Genomic DNA, 20,347 nt, shown 5'->3' with positions numbered 1-20,347 from the left:
CCTGGTGCTTCCTCTCCCAGTCTCGGATCGGTCGTGATCTGTGTGCGGCTCATGCGTACGGGTCGTACAGAAGTGCTGGATCGGTCTCCCGAATCTGTCCCCACCGCAGTGTGGCACAGGCGACCGACACCAAACCGTACTCGCGAACGACCGAGATGACTACAACCACCCCTGCCACGGACTCCGGTGCGTCAGGCGAAAGTTCCGCCGGTGCGGATCCCGCGAATCTCGTCCTTGCGATCGATCGGGGTGTTGGGGATGCAGCCCGTCGTCTCGATTCATCCCGAGCCGAGTTTCCACATCCCCTGTTTTAAAAGAGATCTCTCTAGGAGAAGAACTGAAGTAGTAGTAGGCGCTGTGGATTCTGTGGAGTCCCGGCGAATCGCCTGCTAGAGCGGCGTGGCGGCATGGGGATGTCGGGAGGGTGACTCGAGGATGAACAACGAGTCGCTGTGGAGCCCGCGAATCTGTCCCAGGTTCATCCGCAATCCATCCTCGAGTTCTTCCATGATGATCACCCTGTTGTACACACGTGTGCAGAAACCGGTGCATAACAAGGGGATTCCTCGAGGAGCTGACAAGGACTCCTCGAGGAATCCACACCCTGTATCGGGCATCGAGGCTGTTCAGGCCCCGTGCATGAATCTGCCTGTGCAATCTGTGGACTACCGGCTGTTAGTGGGCGATGCACAGATTCGTCCCCAGACCTGTGGGCAACTCGGTGGACTACCGGGGGATTCCTCGAGGAGTCCACAAGAATTCCTCGAGGAATCCACATACGAAAAAGGCCGCTTCGCCCTGGTCAAGAGGGTGAAGCGGCCTGTGGACGCGGATCAGCGGGAGCGCTGTTTAATTCGGGCTGTTAGTTCTTGAACTTGGTCGTACACCCGGCGGCGCTCGGTGATCTCCTTGCGAACCTTCTTCTCGGCGTACATGACCGTCGTATGGTCCCTGCCGAAGGCCTGACCGATCTTCGGCAGCGACAGATCGGTCAGTTCGCGGCTCAGGTACATCGCGATCTGACGCGCCTGCGCCAGGGGCCGCGCCTTACCCGGCCCGGTCAGCTCCTCCAGCGTGGTGTTGAAGTACTCCGCGGTCACGGCCATGATCGTGGACGCGGTGATCTCCAGCGTGGTGGTGTCGGGCATCAAATCGCGCAGCACCACTTCGGCCAGCGACAGGTCCAGCGGCTGCCCGTTGAGCGAGGCGAACGCCGTCACGCGGATCAGCGCGCCCTCCAGCTCGCGGATATTGCGCTCGACCCGGCTGGCGATGAGCTCGAGCACATCGTGCGGCACGTCGAGCCGATCCATCCGCGCCTTCTTGCGCAGGATGGCGATGCGGGTCTCGAGTTCCGGCGGCTGGACGTCGGTGATCAGTCCCCATTCGAACCGGGTGCGCAGCCGCTCCTCGAGTGTGGCGAGCTGCTTGGGCGGCCGGTCGGACGATACGACGATCTGTTTGTTGGCGTTGTGCAGGGTGTTGAAGGTGTGGAAGAACTCTTCCTGGATGCCTTCCTTACCCTCGATGAATTGGATGTCGTCCACCAGCAGGATGTCGGTCTCGCGATAGCGGCGCTTGAAGGCCACCTTGCGGTCGTCGCGCAGGCTGTTGATGAAGTCGTTGGTGAATTCCTCGGTCGATACGTACTTCACCCGCATGCCGGGAAACAGCCGCTGCGCGTAGTGGCCGGCCGCGTGTAAGAGGTGTGTCTTGCCCAAACCTGAAGCGCCCCATACGAATAACGGGTTGTACGCGCGCGCGGGCGCCTCGGCGATCGCCACCGCGGCCGCGTGGGCGAAACGGTTGGACGCACCGATGACGAACGTGTCGAAGGTGTACTTGGCGTTGAGGCTCGCCGACGACGAGGAGGAGGGCACCGCCGGAGCCGGCTCGGACGGCTTGGCGAAATAGGTCGGCCACGAATTGTGCGCGGTGACGACCGGTTCGTCGTCGGACTGTTCGTCTGCCTGCGGGCGGCGCCCCGGTGCGGATTCGGACTCCGGGCCGAACAACGACTCCTGCCCCGGCGGGCTCGGGGGCGTCCGAGCCGGGGGTAGGTCGACCTCGCGCCGGGCCGCGGGCGGCGGGAGATGGGGAGAGGTATTCGGCAACTCTCCGGCCATCGATGCGGTTACGTACTCGGGCTGGGGATAGTCACCGTGCGAGGGGTACTCGGGCGGGGCGTGATACCGCGGCGGCGCGTAGTCCGGCGGGGTCTGATACTCCGGCGGTGCGGGGTAATTCACAGGCTCCCGGGGAGTGCGGGGATGCTCGCGCAGCCGATCCGGGCGTGAGGTCAGCCGGGCGTGTTTGGGCGGGCCGCCGGGACGATCGGCCGACGGCGTGGCCGGTGCGGCGATGCGTACGCCCAGACCCTCCACCTGTGGGCCGAGCCGGCGGGCCAGCGAGCGCAGGATCGGTTCGCGCAGATCGCGTTCGATCGCCTCCTGAGCCAGGGAGGAGGGTACCGAGAGCAGCGCGAATCCCTGTGCCACCGTCAGCGGTTTGACCAGGCCCAACCACGCCTTCTGGGCGTTGCTCACCGGCGATATCGCACCATCTGCGGAGCCGGTGGTGAGCTCGGCGACCACCTCCGGCCACACGTCGTTCAACACGTTCTGCTCGTCGTCCACGTAGACTTCCTCCCCGGAAACAGGTCGCTGGAGCAGACGGTCGGCATCGCCCACAGCCCCAGCAGGCAGGGGCAGCATCAGTTGCTGGCATGGCCGTCTCGGTCGGCTGGGGGCCATAAGAATATGCCACCCCGGCCGTCTTTCCACACAATTATCCACAGATGTGGAAAACCACAGTCGTGTGAGTCGCGCTGTTCATATCCCCCACTCAGCGCTGGGATCAGGGGTTCTCTAGCAATCCTGTAGCTACGCACCCTATATGTTGTCGTGACCGTCGGCAAAGGCCGATGATCGGCCACGCCGTCGACGTCATCGGCGCGTCCGCGCGTGTCGCGTATGTTGGATCACAATAGTGGCGCTGGTCGCAACAGGGGACCCGGGTTTGACCCTCTCCGAGCTGATCAGTACCCTCGTACAGTCACCCATTGACGTGGTGCTGAGTGCCTGCTGCCTGAAAACGGCGAGGTCACAGTATCCCGATGGGCGCGTCGGCGGCGAGGTTGTTCTCGTCTCCAACGCAGAAAAGTTTTGTCGATCAGCTTCGGGCGCCGTGTGGCGCCCACCAACTCGAGGAGTGTTGACCGTGGCCAAGGGCAAGCGGACGTTCCAGCCGAACAACCGTCGTCGGGCGCGGGTCCACGGCTTCCGTCTCCGGATGCGGACCCGTGCGGGCCGCGCCGTCGTGTCGTCGCGTCGCGGCAAGGGCCGCGCCAAGCTCACGGCCTGATCCATCGGTACCGGTATCGGCGTCATGTACTGTTCGCCGTTCGGTCCGTATCCCTGTATCCGTTACGTGCTCGGACACCCAGGTGTTGCCTGAGCCGTATCGGCTGCACCATCGTGCCGATTTCTCCCGGACGGTGCGGCATGGCCGGCGAGTCGGGAGGCATGATCTTGTTGTGCACGGGTTCCTGACGCAGTCGGGCCTGGATGCACAGGGGCAGCCGACCATTCGCAGCGGCGGACCGCGATTCGGATTGATTGTCAGCAAGGCGGTGGGCACCGCGGTGATACGTCATCGCGTGGCCCGCCGCCTGCGTCATATCTGCGCCGGTGTGGCCGACGATCTCCCGGACTCGGTGGATGTCGTGATCCGGGCGCTGCCCGGTGCGGCCTCGGTGTCCTCGGCCGAGTTGGACCGGCAGCTGCGATCCGCGCTGCACAAACTGTTCCCTCCCACACCGCATCTCGACGCTGCCCGGCCCGTCGCGGAGTCCGGTAGGTCCTCATGAATTGGTTGCGGTCCTCGGCGCGTATGCCGGCCAAAATCCTGATATTTCTCATCGAGCTCTATCGCACCTATGTCTCCCCGACCCGCATGCCGGTGTGCCGGTTCACCCCCACCTGTAGTGAGTACGCGGTGACGGCGTTGCGCACCCGAGGGCTGTTCATCGGCCTCGGACTGACGGCCGTTCGTCTGGCCAAATGTGCGCCCTGGCACCCTGGTGGGTGGGACCCCGTTCCGGAACCGAAGCGAAAAGGGGACGGCAAGGCTGCGGAGCTTGCGGAGCCGCCGGGGTGGGTAGGCACAGCGAGTGCCGATCCGGCATCGCCCGAGAGCGCTGCATCCGAGCAGACCCCGGCGACCGGTACGGCAGCCGAACACAGGCCTTTGAAGGGGCCGGCGCACTTGCCGTCGGCCCGTGGCACGACCGACGGGAGTACATAGAGCCGTGCTCGATTTCATCTACTATCCGGTGTCCTGGATCTTATGGTTCTGGCACCGTGTCTTCGGCTTCGCGCTGGGTGACAACAACGGCTTCGCCTGGGCGCTGGCCGTGGTGTTCCTGGTGTTCACCCTCCGCATGGTGCTGTACTGGCCCTTCGTCAAGCAGGTGCGCACTACCCGGCAGATGCAGCAGTTGCAGCCGAAGATCAAGGAGCTGCAGCGCAAGTACAAGAACGATCGCCAGAAGATGGCGACCGAGATGCAGAAGCTGCAGCGGGAACACGGTTTCAATCCGCTCATGGGCTGCCTGCCCGTACTCGCCCAGGTCCCGGTCTTCATCGGCCTGTATCACGTGCTCCGTTCGTTCAACCGGGTGGGCGTGACGAGCGGTATCGCCGGGTTCGGGCACGGCGGCGGTATGAGCGTCTATGCGAACGCGCACACTCCGAACTACGCGTTCGGCGTCGGAGACGTGCAATCGTTCCTGTCGGCGCGAATCTTCGGTGCACCGATCTCCGCGGCTATCACCACTCCCAAATCACAGCTCGCGGCCTTCGCCGATTTCGGCGGCATACCGCACGTCGCGAATATGGTCGCGGTCGCGGTTCCGCTGATGCTCATCGCGGGTCTGGCGACCCACCTCAACGCGCGGGCCTCGGTCGCCCGGCAGCGGGCAACGGGTATGTCGGTGGATCCGACAGGGATGGGCGGCGGTGGTTCGCCCAGCCCGATGGGGCCGAACCAGGCCGAGATGATGAACAAGCTCGCGCTGTACGTCTTCCCCCTGGGCGTGATCGTCGGTGGTCCGTTCCTGCCGGTCGCCATCCTGATCTACTGGGTGTCGAACAACATCTGGACCTTCGGTCAGCAGCACGTGGTGTTCAAGCAGATCGATAAGGAAGAGGCACACAAGAAGCAGGAGGCGCTGGACCGCCGCGCGGCGAACGCGCCGAAGCCCGGCGCCAAGCCGGAGGCCCGCCGTAAGCGTTCGGGTGCGACCGACGCGGTGGAGGAAGCCACCGTGGACGATGTCGTCGATGCGCCGGTGGATGCACCCGTCGTCGGTAACGCCGATTCCACGCAGTCGAAGAACGGCACGGCCAAGCCCGGTAAGGCCGCGGCTTCGTCCGGGAAATCGACGGGGCAGGGCAACCGCAAGCGATCCGGTAATCGTGGCCGCCCGAATCAGAAGCGACGTCGCTGAGAACTCGCGGCCGGAGTGAAGGAAACGACAACATGACTGTTGAGACCGACGGAGGGGACGCCACTGTGGCGCTGAGCGCGAACGACACGATGGAGGATGCCCCTCGGACAAGCGCGGCGACGGACGAGTCGCAGGCGCCCTCCCCCGCGGGTACAGATGCCGACCAGGCCGACACCGAGGCGAGCGACGGATCCGACTCCCCTGCCACCGCCGCCGAGGACGACGATCCGCGTGATTCCGAGGAAGATCTGATCGAGGAGGGCGAGATCGCCGGCGACTACCTCGAACAGTTGCTGGATGTGCTGGACTTCGATGGTGATATCGACCTGGATGTCGAGGGCGATCGGGCAGTGGTGAGCATCGATGGCGGTCGCGATCTGTCCAAGCTGGTGGGGCGTCGCGGCGAGGTGCTCGACGCGTTGCAGGAGCTGACCCGGCTGGCCGTGCAACAGGCCACCGGGGAGCGCAGCCGCCTGATGCTGGATGTCGCCGGGTGGCGGGCCAAGCGTCGCGAGGAACTGAGCGCGCTGGGTGCGGCGGCGGCGCAGCGGGTGCTTTCCTCGGGCAAGCCGGAACCGCTCGCGCCGATGACTCCGTTCGAGCGCAAGATCGTCCACGATGCCGTATCGGTCGTGGATGGCGTCGAGAGCGAGAGCGAGGGCGTGGAGCCGAACCGGCACGTGGTGGTCGTGCCGTCCTGAGAAGGATCGAATGGTGGTAGGGCCCCCGGTTCATTCGAACCGGGGGCCCTACTCTTGTACGGGACAGTCGCACGGCGGATCGATTCGCGCACTTGATTCGTCGCCGCGCCCGGTCCATGCGATCCATTGGTCTAGATGTGATCTGGAAGGAAGTTTCACGTGGAACCAGGCACGGGCGCCACCGATTCGACCCCCTCCCCCGGTATGGACGCAGGGGCGCCGCCCGCCGAGGCGTTGCAGGTATTCGGCGATCGGCTTCCGATCGCACGGCAGTATCACGCCGCGTTGGCATCCGATGGTGTCGATCGGGGGCTGATCGGCCCCCGCGAGGTTCCGCGACTCTGGGACCGTCACATCCTCAACTGCGCTGTGCTCGGTGAGCTCATCCCCGAGGGGGCCGCGGTGGTCGATGTCGGAAGCGGCGCCGGGCTTCCCGGAATTCCTCTCGCGATCGCTCGGCCGGATCTCCGGGTGACTCTCGTCGAACCTCTGCTTCGGCGGACGATCTTTCTGGCGGAGTTCATCGAGTCGGCGGGATTGAATGTCACGGTGGTGCGCGGTCGGGCAGAGCAGCCCGGCGTGCGGAAGGAGGCCGGCGGCGCGGATGTGGTGACCTCTCGTGCCGTGGCGCCTCTGGCCAAGCTGGCGCAGTGGTCGCTGCCCCTGGTGCATGACCACGGTCGAATGCTCGCGCTGAAGGGGGCGAGCGTTGTGGAGGAGTTGGAGCGCGACCGCGAAGAGTTGACGCGGGTCGGCGGCGGCAACGCGACGGTGCTCGAGTGCGGGGCCGGAATCGTCTCGCCGCCAACAGTTGTTCTGAGCGTCGAGCGTCTCCCCCGTTCCGAGCGGCCGGGGCGGAATGCGACACGGAAGCAGCGGGGGCGCTGAACTCGGGTGCGATGTTTCATGTGAAACAGCGGCGGTGTTCGCCAAATCTACCGTCACCGTGACGAAGTCCACTCGGGGTGGAAGTACGTCCCCCGCAGCGCGATTCAACCCGCAATTTCCGGCGAGGTTTCATGTGAAACATCGCGAAACTCTGCGCGCGATGAGTTCTGTTGCGGCAAATCAAGTTTTTCTCGGCGCGTCTTGGAGGGATTGCAGCGGTTCAACTTCCGTATTGCGTCCGGTGCTGGCAAGCTAGGTGTCGTTGAGTATGAGCGCAAAATCTCGATGCCCGTCAGGCTCGCCGGAGGGTATCGGTTTCGCGGTTGGTGCCGTGTTCCGCTTGCTCGATCCATGCGGCGCCGAAGCCGCTCCGGCACGTGTGAAGAAGTTCTCGGGTTAGGAGCCTGTATGTCGAACGGTCCGACGAACGTTTCACGGGAAACATCGTCACGGGTGCCCGGGATGTTGGACGGTAGTCCCTTCGATGCGGAGGATTTCGGCCGCACGCCATTCGGGAGCATCTCCGCCGATACTCCGATCGCGGCCGAGGCGCAGCGGGCGAGTCAGGTACTGCATCCAGCCGCGATGAACATCCCGAGACCTCGCGAGCAACGCATCATCACCATCGCCAATCAGAAGGGTGGAGTCGGTAAGACGACCACGGCCGTCAACCTTGCTGCCGCGCTAGCGGTGCAGGGTATGACGGTGCTCGTCATCGACCTCGATCCCCAGGGCAATGCCAGCACCGCGCTCGGCGTCGAGCATCACTCCGGTGTGCCGTCGAGCTATGAATTACTCCTCGGCGAGATTCCGGTTAAGGACACGATCCAGCAGAGCCCGCACAACGAGCGTCTGCTGTGCATTCCCGCGACCATCGACCTGGCCGGCGCCGAGATCGAATTGGTCTCCATGGTCGCCCGCGAGGGGCGACTCAAGTCCTCGATCGAGCAAGCGAATCTGGCCGGCTATGACATCGACTATGTGATGATCGACTGCCCGCCCTCGCTCGGCCTGCTGACGGTCAACGCCTTGGTCGCCGCCAAGGAGGTGCTGATCCCGATTCAGTGCGAGTACTACGCCCTGGAGGGTGTGGGGCAGCTGTTGCGCAATATCGGCCTGGTGCAGTCGCACCTGAACCCGCACCTGCATGTCTCGACCGTGATTCTCACGATGTACGACGGACGTACCAAGCTGGCCGACCAGGTCGCCGAGGAGGTCCGCGGGCACTTCGGCGATGTGGTGTTGAAGGCGGTGATCCCCCGCAGTGTCAAGGTGTCCGAGGCGCCTGGCTACGGTATGACGGTTCTCGACTACGACCCCGGTTCGCGCGGTGCGATGAGCTATCTCGACGCGGGGCGTGAGATGGCGGCCCGGACCGTCGGCGCCGCCCCTGAGACAGGTTTGGTTGCCGCGGTGCCTATTGCCACGGAGGGTGACGAGGTGAATGAGGAAAGGGGCCGATAAGCCGATGAGTCAGGCGAAAAAGGGTGGACTAGGACGCGGGCTTGCCGCGTTGATCCCGACCGGGCCCGCGGAGGTGCAGGGACTCGGAAGTGCCGCGGCGAACGCGGTCATCGGTCTCGATCCGATCGGCCCGCATCCGGCCGAGGCGTATCTGCACCGGGTTCCGGATCCGGTCCCCGATGCGGATGCCGGGGCGGTCTATCGGGAGATCCCGCCGGAGCAGATACAGGCCAACCCCAAACAGCCACGCCAGGTCTTCGAGCAGGAGGCGTTGGACGAGCTGATCCACTCGATCCGTGAATTCGGCTTGATGCAGCCGATCGTGGTGCGGGAGCTCAGCCCCTCCGGTGAGCAGAGCGCCACCGACTCTCCTGCGTCGTCCCCGATCCGCTATCAGATCGTCATGGGTGAGCGGCGCTGGCGGGCCTGCCAGGAGGCAGGGATCGCGACGGTGCCGGCCATCGTGCGGGAGACCGCCGATGATGCGATGCTCCGCGATGCGCTGCTGGAGAACATCCACCGGGTTCAGCTGAACCCCCTGGAGGAGGCGGCCGCCTATCAGCAGCTGCTGGAGGAATTCGACGTTACCCATGAGGAGCTGGCGAACCGGCTCGGCCGATCCCGGCCCGTTGTCACGAATATGATCCGGCTGCTGAAGCTGCCGATTCCGGTACAGCGGCGAGTCGCGGCCGGCGTGCTGTCGGCCGGACATGCCCGCGCCCTGCTTGGTCTGGACGCCGGTGCCGAGGCGCAGGAAAAGCTTGCGGAAAAGATTGTCGCGGAGGGCCTGTCGGTTCGCGCCACGGAGGAGGCGGTCACCCTAGCGAACCGGTATCCGGAACAGGAGCCCCGCCCCGCCCCCGAGCGCAAGCCCGTCTACGCCCCCGGGCTGGATCGTCTGGCGGAGCGTCTGGCCGATTCGTTCGACACTCGCGTGACCGTGAGTATGGGTAAGAAGAAGGGCAAGATCACCGTCGAATTCGGCGATCTCGCCGATCTCGAACGTATCGTGGCGCTGATGGAAAGCCAGCGCTAGTCCTGACACCGTAAACCTGCGTGCGCCTGCCCACGACTAACGTGTGCAGGCCCGTGAACAGCCGATATACAAAGCCTCGGCGCTGAAACGTCACTGTGACAGCGTTGAGGTGAGAGATGCGGCAAAAACGGAAATGAGGCGGTTGGCTTTGATCGCTTATTCTTGCTGGCGAGAAGATATTGATGTGACGTGAGTGTGGACGAATCCGATGGCTGGAGGCTGAACGCAGCGGTGTCGACCAGCGTGACTGCACTGACCCTCGGCGGACTGGACAAGCTCCCCGCGCACGCGCGCCGATGCGTGTTCTGGGAGATCGACCCCGCCGTGGCCGCGGACTCTCGCGAATTCAGTGATCCGGTCTTCGAAAAGGAAGCATGGCTGTCCACGGTCATGCTCGATTGGGGCTCCTGCGGGCAGGTCGCACTCGTCAACGACCAGCCCGCCGGGTGTGCGCTGTACTCACCACCGAGCGTGGTACCTCGCGCGGGTCTGTTCCCCACGTCCCCGGTGAGCCCGGACGCGGTCCTGCTGACCACGCTGAGCGCCGATTTTCCCTATCAGGACACCGGGGTGGCCGATTACCTGATGCAGGCCGTGGTGGCCGATCTGATGCGTCGCGGCGTTCGGGCGATCGAGTCCTTCGGCATCCGCAAGGATCCGTCGGCAACGCTGATGTCCGCCCGAGCGATCAGTTCGATGCTGCTCATGGAACGGATCGACACGCCGCCGTCCGGCAGTGCGTCGACCGGAACGCCGTCGGCCTCGCGCGCCAACGGCGCCTGCACTCCCGAGGGCTGCATGATCGATGCGGATTTCCTGGAGGATGTGGGCTTCTCGGTCATCGCGCCGCATCACCGGTTCCCGCGCCTGCGCCTCGAACTCGACAGCGACCACCTCTGGAAGGAAGACGTGGAGCACGCGCTCGACCAACTGCTGGCCGCCGCTGCGCTGACACCCACCCCTAGCCGAGTCGGTTGTCGCTGAAACCGTTGCAGGTCGCCGACCAGCGGCCCGCAACCCAGATCTCGCGGCACTCACCTCTGCGGGATGCCCGCGCGACAACTGATTTCGCGACGGTCGGGTAACTTACCGGGGACGGGCTCACTCACCCTGCCCCTGGTCGCCAACGCAACTGGTGTGGCAGATGAGTCCGGCCTGAGGCGCGGGGAGGCGGATGAGCCTAGCCGGAACTGTCGGCCGCGGCCAGTTCCTCGGCGAGCAACTCGGCGAATGTGTATGTGCCGGTGGGCTGGTCGTCCTGGCCCAGTAGGTACAGCCGCTTGACCGAGACCAGGATGGCCTCGGCGACGACGTCGCGCATGCGCGGGTTGGTCAGCACCGTCGCGTCGTAATCGTTTGTCAGATAGCCGATATCGACCTGGACGGTCGGCATCTTGGTCAGTCGCAGCAGATCCCAGGTGCGCGAATGCGTGCGGCAGTCCTGCAGTGATGTGCGGGCGACGATCTCGCGCTGGATGAATCCGGCCAGCACCTGGCCGATCATCGATACCGAGCCGTGCGAGTTGCCGAAGTGGAAGCTGGCCACGCCGCTGGCCAGCGAGCTGGGATTGGTCGCGCAGCGCAACGAGATCATCAGATCCGCGTCGAAGGTGTTGGAGATCTCGGCGCGCTCGGCATCGGACGGATTGGCGCCCCAGGGACGGGACAGGAAGGTCTCCATCCCGGTCGCGGCCATCCGCCCCTCGAGCCGGCTGGCCAGATCCCACAGGATCTCCGACTCGTAGACGTCGCCGTATTCGGTGGGCACGGCGACACCCTTGTCGGGACCGCCCATGCCCGGGTCGATGACGATGCGCTTACCGGTCAGCTGCGGCCCGGCCCGGTGCACGACCTCTTCCTCCGCGATGCGGTGCGGATTGCCGCCGGTGACGCGGGCGCCGAGCAGATCCAGCGAGCGCAGCGTGTCCGGACCGCAGATGCCGTCGGCGGACAGGCCGATCTCTCGCTGGAACGCGGTCAGCGCGTCGTGGGTCTGCGGGCCGAAGTACCCGTCGATGCGGTGGACATAGAAGCCCAGATCCTGTAGGCGCCGTTGCAGAGTGGCCACATCGTCGCCGTACAGCGGTGCGGACAGCTGATAGATCAGTGTGCGTGCGCCCAGGCGGTACGAGGCCTCCTTCAGCGCGCGATAGGTGGCGGGGCCGACGACCCCGTCGACCAAGAGCCCACGATGCTGCTGGAATGCGCGCACGGCGGAATCGAGTTCATGGTCGAAGACCGCGTCGGAGTCCATCCAATACTCGCCGTGGATCTCCGGCCGATCGCCACCGTGCGGATGCCTGTGTAGGAAACCCAGACTTGCCAGGGTGCTCCGAACCTCTGCTACGGCTGGACCGGTATCGCCGTGACGAAGTCGGTGCATGCGTGAGAGCCCTTTCCTTCCGCCAACCCGGGTACCCACTTCTGGGTCCGCTCACTCCCGAAGCACTTTCGGGGGCGCGCGAGGGGTCTTACCTTCTCGATAGGCGCACAGCGCCGGTCGATTCTCTGAAGACCCGGACCGAATTTCGGCAATTCTGGCGAGTGCAGAGGATCATACCCCGAGGTCGACGCCCCTTTGCGCAACCACGAAGACCCCGCAGGTGGCCGAGTGACGATCCACCACCAGCGGATGGCGCCGAAATAGTACCTCGCGCCGTCTCCGCTGTGGCATTTAATGAGGCCGGTCGAATGAGCCGGTTAGATAACACCTTCGAGCTCGCGCAGCAGCGCGGCCTTGCCCTTGGCGCCGACGATCCGCTTGGTCTCCTTACCACCGGAGAACAGGATCATCGTGGGCAGCGCCATCACACCGTAGTCGCGCGAGGTGGTCGGATTGGCATCCGCGTCGAGCTTGGCGATGGTCAGCTTGTCGGCGTGCGCGGCGGCGATCTCGTCCAGCACCGGGGCGACCATCTTGCACGGGCCGCACCAATCCGCCCAGAAGTCGACGAGCACAGGCTTGTCGCTGTTCAGGACATCCTGCGCGAAGCTGGCATCGGTGACTGTCTTCGTGTTGTCGGACATGGCTTTCGAACTCCTCGAGCTGCGGATCAGTTGACTTCGACCGGCGCGCCGGCGTGGTTCAGTGTCATGGTGGTGATATCGCCCTGGTCGGCGAGCCAGTGCTCGGCGTCGATGGCCGCGCGGCAACCGGTTCCGGCGGCGGTGATCGCCTGGCGGTAGGTGTGGTCGACCAGATCCCCCGCGGCGAATACGCCTGTGACGGACGTCGCGGTGCCGGGCTCGGTGACCCGCACATAGCCTTCGGCGTCGAGATCGACCTGCCCACGCACCAATTCGCTGCGCGGATCGTGGCCGATCGCCACGAACAGACCCGTCGCGGTCAGTTCGGACGTCTCGCCGGTCTTGGTGTCGCGAAGGGTCAGGCTGGTGACGCTGTTCTCGCCGTGCACCTCGACGACCTCGGAGTTGAGCTGGAAGCGAATCTTGTCGTTCGCCTTGGCCCGCTCCAGCATGATGCGCGAGGCACGGAACTCCTCACGGCGGTGCACGATGGTGACGCTGGCGGCGAACTTCGTCAGGAACGTCGCCTCCTCCATCGCCGAATCGCCGCCGCCGATCACGACGATGTCCTGGCCCTTGAAGAAGAATCCGTCACACGTGGCGCAGGCGCTGACACCGTGGCCCAGCAGCCGCTGCTCCCCCGGAACGTTCAGGTACCGGGCCGCGGAGCCCATGGCCAGAATCACCGCGTAGGACTCGTAGGTCTCGCCGTCGACGGTGACCTTCTTGATCGGGCCGGACAGGTCGAGCTCCTCCACATCCTGGGTTCGGATGTCGGCGCCGAAACGCTTTGCCTGCTCGCGCATCTGGTCCATCAGATCCGGACCCATGATGCCCTCGCGGAATCCGGGGAAGTTCTCTACCTCGGTCGTCGTCATCAGCGCGCCGCCGAACTGGGTGCCCTCGAACAGCAGTGGTTCGAGTTCCGCGCGCGCGGCGTAGACCGCGGCGGTGTAGCCGGCGGGGCCGGAGCCGACGATGATCAGATCGCGAACTGGCGTACTCATGAGGCCCTTCCGAAAGATGTTTCAACAGGCGTGTCGGTCAACAACAGGGTAAACGCTGTTGTTCCCCGGCCCGCACGCCCTGGCCTCTCGTGGCGCGGGGCAACCCGCGGTGACCAGGCTCGGGACGCTCAGCCGATGTCCTGCGTCACCAGAATGTGCGGAGCGCTGGGACGGCAGTCCTTCCCCAGGACGACCGCGGTGATCTTCGGCGGGTTCGGCCCGGTGAGCAGGACGAGCACCGCGGGCCGGCTGCGGTACGTGGCGTTCATGGCGCCCAGGATGGTCCGGTCGAGCCCGGCGCCGGCCAGGCAGCCGGCCAGTGCTCCCGGATCGGCGAGCGGGCCGCTGAGGTCGCGGCGGCCCATGGCGCCGAGCAGCTGGGAGACCGGCAGATCGGTGGACAGCTGCACATCGTCGGACTGCGTGGTCGTCGAGGCGTCGGGCGCCGCCGGATGATCTCGGAACGTATCGACCGCGACCAGCGAACCCGCCACGACCGCGATGGCGGCGGCCGCCGCGGCGAGCCAGCGCCAGCGTCGCCGATCGAGCCGGACGACCGGGGCCGCCGGGCTATCGGTCGCGAGCTCGGCCCCCACCGCGGGCATGGGGAGCGTGGGAATGGGCTGCGTCGTCGGCCGATCGTCGACGGACTGGGCGAACGGCAGATGATGCACCGTCGCGACGTGCTCGGCGTTCACCCACCCCGACTCGCCGTCGAGTGGCGGATCGCCGCAGGCGAGCTGGTCCAGCAACCTGTCCAGGCGCTCGGTGACCTGTGCGGGCATCGGATGCAGCACGGCCGAATCCTGGCCCAGCGTCCGCAGTTCGGCGGTGACGTCATCGAGCGAGCGCAGGAATCGCAATGCCTCCGGATCGCGGCGGACCTGCGGCCACAGCTGCTCGGACAGATCGGGTGCGACATTGTCGGCGTGCAGATCGGCCAGCAAATCGGTGGAGAAGGGAGGCTGCGGAGCCGAGCGGGCCATCGAAGCTCCTCCCGCCTGTTCGTTTTCACCACCCGCCCCGGTGTGGGCTCGACGCGCGGCGGCTTCGCCCTTGTCGTCCATCGCCCCCTCCGGGTCGGCCCGTGTGCGTTGGGTACGCGCACTCCCATCGCGGATGGGGTGCGCGTATGACGAATTTGTTCGTCACTAGTAATGACGCATCGCAACTACATCCGGTTCCCCGGATTGCGCAGGAATTCCAACTCCTGCTGCAACCGCTTGCGCCCACGGGCACAGCGGCTCTTGATGGTCCCCTCGGCGACGCCCAGCAACTGCGCCGCTTCTGCCACGGTATACCCCTGCATGTCGATCGCAATCAAAGCCGCGCGCTGATCGTCGGGCAGTCGCATCAGTGCACCGTCGACCAGCAGTGACACCTCGAGCCGGGCGATATCGTCGCGCTCGACGGCCGGTTCGGCGATGGTCTCGTCCGACAGCGACACGCTGTACCTGGACCGATTGCGCCGGATCCGATCCAGGCAGGCGTTCAGCACGATCCGGTGCAGCCAGCTGCGCACCTCCGCGTCGCCGCGGAACCGGGCGGCGCTGCGGTGCGCGGACCACAGCGCATCCTGCAGTGAATCGGCGGCGTCCTCCTGGACCCGGCAGGTCCGCACGGCGAGTTGCCACAGGTGATTGTAATGGCGGCGGAACAGCGCGCCGAAGGCATCGCGGTCACCGGCGACGTGGGCATCGAGTAGTTCTACGTCGGTCGCGGCGTCCAAGTCGATCGGGCGTCTGCGGTGTGTGGACGACTCCGACGTCCCCCCGGTGGATCGCTCGATCGCTTCAAACGACAACACTTACCCCTTGGCCCAGCGCTGGAGACGGCATCGCGTCAGCGGATCGGACGCATGCCACATAACTTCGCTCATCCAGGACCGAGACGACAGATCCTGGGAAGCTCCCCTGCCGAGAGCGCGCTGCGAATCATATCGGCAGGGTTGAAGGGCAGGCAACCAGAGCGCGGTGACCACCGAGTCAGGCGCGGCGTGTCGCGCTACGTGCCGGGTCGGCCGGCGAGGTGATCAGGGCGCGGCCTCGTAGTGGATCTCGCCGATCTGGGATTGGTACTGGCCGCCCTGGTTGGCCAGCGCGGTGATCCAGATGAGTACGTAGCTGACCGGCTGGTCAGTGCTCACCGGGATCGTGGTGGTGCCGTTGCCGAGCGTGACCTGACCGATCTGCTGGGTCTGGTCGAGGGTGGGCGAGGCGGTCGGCGAGGTGCGGATCTCCACCACCGTGCCCGCACTCGGCGAGTCGATGACCACCTTGGTCAGCTTGCTCGGGCTGCCGAGCGTGGTCATGATGCCCACGCCCTTCTTCAGCGCGGGAAACTGCTGGAAATACTGGTCGGTGCGCCACATGGTGGTCGGATTGCCGTCCAGCACCGCGGCGACGTGGGTGGGATCGTCGGGGGTGCCCTCCGGTGAGAACACCGTGGCGCCGGTGATCGGCACGGGCACCCCGGCGCCCGGTTTGGTCGCCATGGAAGGCACGGAGGCCGACGTCACGGCGTTCGGGCTGGGCGGCGCCACCGCGGCCGTGGTGAGCCCGAGCTGGCGCTGGTCGTCCAGCGGCGCGTTCGAACTCGACGGCGCGAACACGCTCAGCAGCCACCAGATGATCACGCCGACGACCAGCGCCGCCAGCACGCCGAGCCCGACCAGGATCCACAGCATCCGCTGCGAGCGTTCCTTTTCCGCCGCGAGCAGTTCCGGATCGGCCAGGGATTCCTCGGCCATCGTCGACTGCGCGCGCTGGCCCAGCCGCAGGACCGGGATGAAGTCGGTCTTCTGGTCGACCACAGAGGCCTGCTCGAGCACGTGCTGCACCGTCGCGGCGGTGCGCACGCCCTTGTTCGACTCCAGCGACCGCACCGCGACCGCGGAGATCTCGAAGGGCGTCTCGGGCCGGATCTGCCGCGGCTCGACGGGCGTGCCGTCGGGACCGAAATCAGCCAGCGGCAGCCCGCCCACGGTCACCGCCGCCCCGCTGACGGCACCGCCGGAGCGAATCGGCCACCGGGCGGTGATCAGCGCGTAGAGCATGGCGCCGAGCCCGCGCACGTCGCCCTGGGCGTCGGCGTCGGACAGGGTGCCGGGGAATGCCAGGACCGCATCGCCCGATGCGCTGATACGCACCCGGTCGGGATGGTCGATGGACAGTGAGCCACCGCCGCGATGGGCGAGCTCGGCCGCGGCGGCCAGCGCCCGCACCGCGCGGGCGGCGCCGATCGGCGAGGGCATGGTGTCGGCCATCTCGCGTAGCGAGCGTCCCGGAGTCCACTCGGCCACCACGATGCCGCCGGAGCTGCCGCGGACCACGTCCAGCACGCGAGCCAGACCCGGGGAGTTGATGCGCCCCAGGCGCAGGGTGCGCGACAGGATCGCCTGCGGACCGTCGTGACCGGAGTTGTCCGCGGACGCCTGATCGGCGTCCACGAAGGTCAGCGCGACCTCGCGATCCAGCTTCACATCCAGGGCCTGCCAGAACCGCAGCCCGCGCGAGCCGCCGCAGTCGGCCAGCAGCCGGTAGCGGCCGCCCGCCACCGACGCGCCCGGAATCAGCTTGGGACCGCGCGGGGTACGCCGGGACGGCGATTCGACCCGCATCGGCGGCATCTCCGGGGATCCGACCGGCAGCATGCCGGTGTCGTAGGTGGGATCGCGCGGAGGCGGATCCTCGCCGTATTCGGGTCCCTCGGTGTGCTGCTCGGCCTCGGCCGGTGGCACATCCCTGATCTCGGGTTCGTCGATGCGCACCGTTCCTGCCTCGGTACCGGCAGTATCAGCGGCAGGGACGCCGCCCGCCGCGTCGTCGCTCACCCTCGTTCCTCCTTCACCCTGATGTGCCGAAGTCCGATACGCCGGCGGCGCATCCGGCCCGTCGCCGACCCTGCCGGCAGCCGGCTCCGCGTTGTAGGCGACGTCACCGGGGTCGGCATTTGCGTTTCTCTGCGGAACAGGGTACGGGAACTCACCCCGGCCGGTACGGTCAACCGCGCCAGGGCGGATAACCGGCAGAACCATGGTCTGCGCATCGGTATACGGGTCGTACCGGTAGTAGTACGGCGAGGCCGGTTCGGGCCGCGGCAACAGCATGGTGTCCTGACTGCCATCGATCCCGCCTCCGAGGTCCAGATCCGGCGCCGGCGGGGTGAGACCCAGCCTGCGGGAGATCGCGACAGTGATGGCGACGATCTCCGGAATGCCGATCAGGCGCATCAGGCCGAACGCGACGCCGAACATCACGATACCGTCGATGCAGACCCGCAGCAGCGCGCCGAGGCCGTGGTGCAGGCGCGGCAGGCCGAGTAGCTGGTCCACGATCAGCGTGACCGCCGCACCCGCGACCGAGGCCAGGACCACCCTGGTCACCGTCCGGCCGACGTTCGACATGCGCAGATCGCCCAGGCTGCGATGCAGCAGCCAGCCGCCGACGATCGCACCGGTGAGGAAGCCGAGCCCGGTGGCCATGCTCAGCGCCATCACGATCTGATCCGGGGGGACGATCATCGGGGCGATCGCGCACACCAGGATCTTGACCGCCGTGATGCCCAGGATGATCCAGGTCGGCGTCCATGCCTGTTCCCGGGCGTAGAACACGCGCAGGTGGATCAGCACCAGCGCATACGGAATAAGGGCGAAGGCCGACCAGCTGACCGCCTCACCCAGCCGGTGCGCGTTGTCGTGGCCGAAGTGGCCGTAACCGAACAGCACGTCGCCGACCTGCGGGCCCGCGACGGTCAGGAACAGCACCACCGGGACCAGGGCGATCATGGTCAACCGGGTGGCGGTACCGAGGTCGTCGACCACGGCGGGCGTGTCGTCGTTGGCGGCATTGCGGCTCAGCCGCGGCATGATCGCGGTGAGCACGGTGACGCCCAGCACGCCGTAGGGCAGCTGCAGCAGGTTCCAAGCCTGGTTGACGATGGCCGGACCGGCCACATCCCAGTGCGAGGACACCCGGGTGGCGAAGATGAATCCGGCCTGGCTGATCAGCACGTACAGCACGACCGCACTGGCCATGCCGCCGAACTGCTTGAGCCGGTCGTCGAAGCCCCACAGCGGGCGCAGGCTGATCCCGGCCCGCCGGATGGCCGGGATCATGCTCACCACCTGGACGAAGACACCGAAGGTGATGCCGCAGCCCAGCAGCAGCACCTTCGGCTGGCCCATCCGGAACGGGTCGAGGGTGATTCCGCCCGGCAATACCAGGTACAGGCCGAGCACGACGAGCATCGTGAGGTTGTTCAGCACCGGCGCCCATGCGCCCGGCTTGAAGATCTCGTGGGTGTTGAGCACCGCCATCAGCAGTGAGGACATGCCGTAGAACAGCACTGCGGGAATCAGCAGATAGGCCAGTGCGGTGGTCAGTCCGACGCTGACCTTGCCGTCGTGGGTCAGGAACAGGTACTTGGTCAGGGCCGGGGCGGCGGCGGTACATATCAGCGCGACACCGCACAGCACCACGACCGCCACGGTGAACAGCCGCCGGATGAACGCCTCGCCCTGGTCGTGGTCCTCTTTCTGCGCGCGGACCAGTGTCGGGACCACGAAGGCGGTGAGCACGGCGCCCAGCACCAACTGCTCGATCATCGTCGGGATCTGGCTGGAGACGGTGAACGCACTGGCGACCGCGGGGCCCAGCGCCATCAGTACCAGTGCCTGCTTGGCGAAACCGGTGATCCGGCTCATCAGCGTCGCGATCGCGATCGAACCGGTGGCGCTCAGCAGCCGCGAATTGGAATTCTCGGGCCTGACCGCGGTCTGCTGACCGGTCTGCGCGGGCGCGGGCCGCTCGGCGCGGGCGGTCCCGGCGGGTATGCGCTGCGGCCTCGGCCGGGCCTCGGACTGTGCCGACGGGCGGGGCACCCGCCGCTGCTGACCGCTGGGCGGATCTGCCGGATAGGACCGTCGGCCGGGATGGGGCGCGTCCGGCCCGGGCCTGCGGCCGCGGGGTTTGTCGTCGTCGGGTCTCGGCTGCCTGGGCTGCCGACCGTCCGGCGGCACCCGCCGCATCGGCCCGCTCGGCGGACCCGGCGGCACCCGGCGCATGTCACCGGACGGCGGCGCCTGCTGCCGCATCGCACCGCTCGGCGGCATATTGTCCGGGGCCGCTCGGCGCATGGCTCCGCTCGGGGGCGCCTGGTCCGGTGGCCTGCGGCGCGGGGGCGCGCCGGGCGGCATCTGGTCCGGTGGCGGGCGCCGGTCGGCGCCGTTGGGCGGCACTCGGCGCACCGCTCCGCTCGGCGGCCGCTGCTCCGGCGGCAGGCGCCGGTCCGGGCCGTTGGGCGGCATTCGGCGCCGGTCCGCGCCGGGCGGCATCTGGTCCGGCCGGGCTGGGCCGCCGGGCGGCATGCGTCGATCCGCCGGGTTCGGCGGGGGCTGGCGAGGCGCTCCGTTCGGCGGCGGGACCGGTCTGCTCGGCAGCTGTGGCGCCGCGGCGCTCGGCGGACTCGGATACTGCTGGTCGGCGGGAGGAACGTGGGGAATCGGTCCGGTCAGCGGCACCCGCATCGGCGGACCCGGGTGGTTCTGCTCACGATCCGCCGCACGCTCCCACGGCGCGGCCGGATGCCGCCGCCGGGCCGGATCGTCCTCGGCGGGTTCGGCGCGGCGTGGGTCCTCGTACCCGGTCATCGGGCGCACCGCGCCGGCCGGACAGGCGCCGAGGCGATGGCGCGGGAGCCACCGGCGATACGCGGC

At 66.9% G+C, this 20,347-nt stretch carries 16 protein-coding genes; 9 read left to right on the top strand and 7 right to left on the bottom strand.

The genetic code is table 11. The features are described 5' to 3' along the window. Positions 1 to 833: 833 nt before the first annotated feature. The gene (gene dnaA, locus JZ791_RS00245; protein WP_498049395.1) at positions 834 to 2,480 is read right to left on the bottom strand and encodes a chromosomal replication initiator protein DnaA; all 1,647 of its coding nucleotides are present in this window, start codon (positions 2,478 to 2,480) and stop codon (positions 834 to 836) included. A 739-nt stretch (positions 2,481 to 3,219) separates the two neighbouring features. On the opposite strand from dnaA, the gene rpmH reads away from it, so the two are divergent. From rpmH to JZ791_RS00200, 9 genes are all read left to right on the top strand, one after another. Beyond that, positions 3,220 to 3,363: a 50S ribosomal protein L34 gene (gene rpmH / locus JZ791_RS00240; RefSeq protein WP_216892018.1), complete on the top strand. Its 144-nt coding sequence runs from the start codon at positions 3,220 to 3,222 to the stop codon at positions 3,361 to 3,363. Between the two features lie 82 nt (positions 3,364 to 3,445). Then, a complete protein-coding gene (gene rnpA / locus JZ791_RS00235; RefSeq protein WP_216892017.1) occupies positions 3,446 to 3,868 on the top strand; it encodes a ribonuclease P protein component in 423 nt (140 codons plus the stop codon). Continuing rightward, positions 3,865 to 4,305 carry a membrane protein insertion efficiency factor YidD gene (yidD, locus tag JZ791_RS00230; RefSeq protein WP_216892016.1) on the top strand — a complete coding sequence of 147 codons (441 nt, stop codon included), beginning with the start codon at positions 3,865 to 3,867 and terminating at the stop codon, positions 4,303 to 4,305. Before rnpA ends, yidD begins: the two co-directional genes overlap by 4 nt. Before the next feature lie 4 nt (positions 4,306 to 4,309). Beyond that, positions 4,310 to 5,509 (top strand): membrane protein insertase YidC, encoded by a 1,200-nt coding sequence (gene yidC, locus JZ791_RS00225; RefSeq protein WP_216892015.1) that lies wholly within the window; start codon positions 4,310 to 4,312, stop codon positions 5,507 to 5,509. A gap of 32 nt (positions 5,510 to 5,541) precedes the next feature. Beyond that, entirely contained in the window at positions 5,542 to 6,210 is a 669-nt protein-coding gene (locus tag JZ791_RS00220; RefSeq protein ID WP_254204987.1) for a Jag family protein, read from the top strand. A 204-nt stretch (positions 6,211 to 6,414) separates the two neighbouring features. Then, on the top strand, positions 6,415 to 7,098 hold the full coding sequence (rsmG, locus tag JZ791_RS00215) for a 16S rRNA (guanine(527)-N(7))-methyltransferase RsmG (protein ID WP_216892176.1): 684 nt from the start codon (positions 6,415 to 6,417) through the stop codon (positions 7,096 to 7,098). Between the two features lie 462 nt (positions 7,099 to 7,560). Further along, positions 7,561 to 8,562 carry a ParA family protein gene (locus tag JZ791_RS00210; protein ID WP_216892014.1) on the top strand — a complete coding sequence of 334 codons (1,002 nt, stop codon included), beginning with the start codon at positions 7,561 to 7,563 and terminating at the stop codon, positions 8,560 to 8,562. A gap of 4 nt (positions 8,563 to 8,566) precedes the next feature. Next, on the top strand, positions 8,567 to 9,598 hold the full coding sequence (locus JZ791_RS00205; RefSeq protein ID WP_216892013.1) for a ParB/RepB/Spo0J family partition protein: 1,032 nt from the start codon (positions 8,567 to 8,569) through the stop codon (positions 9,596 to 9,598). Between the two features lie 231 nt (positions 9,599 to 9,829). Then, on the top strand, positions 9,830 to 10,582 hold the full coding sequence (locus JZ791_RS00200) for a GNAT family N-acetyltransferase (RefSeq protein ID WP_216892175.1): 753 nt from the start codon (positions 9,830 to 9,832) through the stop codon (positions 10,580 to 10,582). A gap of 196 nt (positions 10,583 to 10,778) precedes the next feature. Here JZ791_RS00200 and JZ791_RS00195 read toward each other — a convergent pair whose 3' ends face one another. From JZ791_RS00195 to murJ, 6 genes are all read right to left on the bottom strand, one after another. Next, the gene (locus JZ791_RS00195) at positions 10,779 to 11,981 is read right to left on the bottom strand and encodes an N-acetylmuramoyl-L-alanine amidase (RefSeq protein WP_216892012.1); all 1,203 of its coding nucleotides are present in this window, start codon (positions 11,979 to 11,981) and stop codon (positions 10,779 to 10,781) included. A gap of 317 nt (positions 11,982 to 12,298) precedes the next feature. Next, positions 12,299 to 12,625, bottom strand: a complete 327-nt coding sequence (gene trxA, locus JZ791_RS00190; RefSeq protein WP_216892011.1) for a thioredoxin — start codon at positions 12,623 to 12,625, stop codon at positions 12,299 to 12,301. Between the two features lie 26 nt (positions 12,626 to 12,651). After that, the gene (gene trxB, locus JZ791_RS00185; protein WP_216892010.1) at positions 12,652 to 13,632 is read right to left on the bottom strand and encodes a thioredoxin-disulfide reductase; all 981 of its coding nucleotides are present in this window, start codon (positions 13,630 to 13,632) and stop codon (positions 12,652 to 12,654) included. Positions 13,633 to 13,760: 128 nt separating this feature from the next. After that, positions 13,761 to 14,618 carry an RsmA family anti-sigma factor gene (locus tag JZ791_RS00180; RefSeq protein ID WP_216892009.1) on the bottom strand — a complete coding sequence of 286 codons (858 nt, stop codon included), beginning with the start codon at positions 14,616 to 14,618 and terminating at the stop codon, positions 13,761 to 13,763. Between the two features lie 185 nt (positions 14,619 to 14,803). Next, the gene (gene sigM / locus JZ791_RS00175; RefSeq protein WP_216892174.1) at positions 14,804 to 15,361 is read right to left on the bottom strand and encodes an RNA polymerase sigma factor SigM; all 558 of its coding nucleotides are present in this window, start codon (positions 15,359 to 15,361) and stop codon (positions 14,804 to 14,806) included. 303 nt (positions 15,362 to 15,664) lie between these two features. Beyond that, positions 15,665 to 20,281 (bottom strand): murein biosynthesis integral membrane protein MurJ, encoded by a 4,617-nt coding sequence (gene murJ, locus JZ791_RS00170; RefSeq protein ID WP_438804469.1) that lies wholly within the window; start codon positions 20,279 to 20,281, stop codon positions 15,665 to 15,667. Between the last annotated feature and the right edge of the window lie 66 nt (positions 20,282 to 20,347).

Origin of the sequence: Nocardia alni (assembly GCF_019038435.1) — a bacterium.
GTDB lineage: Bacteria > Actinomycetota > Actinomycetes > Mycobacteriales > Mycobacteriaceae > Nocardia > Nocardia alni.
The sequence above is the reverse complement of the archived record's forward strand: the minus strand, read 5'-3'. Positions and strand labels throughout refer to the sequence as shown.